This window comes from Clostridium sp. DFI.1.208, assembly GCF_024463855.1.
In the GTDB taxonomy this organism is placed as follows: Bacteria; Bacillota_I; Bacilli_A; order Erysipelotrichales; family Erysipelotrichaceae; genus Clostridium_AQ.
Genome location: NZ_JANGCA010000333.1, coordinates 1 through 255 on the forward strand (window position 1 = coordinate 1; position 255 = coordinate 255).

Annotated in this window: 1 protein-coding gene; it reads left to right on the forward strand. The window is 51.8% G+C overall.

The features are described from left to right. On the forward strand, window positions 1-255 hold a 255-nt coding region (locus NE665_RS24570; RefSeq protein ID WP_256302789.1), incomplete at both ends, for an N-terminal phage integrase SAM-like domain-containing protein.

Genomic DNA, 255 nt, shown 5'->3' on the forward strand with positions numbered 1-255 from the left:
ATGGCCGCAGTGAGGATCCCTTTGATCATATGCCCTCCCTTGAGGAGTGGCTGCTCTATTTCCTCGAGCATTTTGTGAGGCTGAGCGCAAAGCCGAACACCTATGCCAGCTTCCGCAGCTATATCTGCAGTCATATCTGTCCTCTGCTCGGCGATTATCCGCTGAACGATATCACAGAATCCATCCTGCAGGCCTATGTGAATATCAAATATGAGAGGGGCAGGCTGGATGGAAGAGGCGGACTGGGTGTCAAAA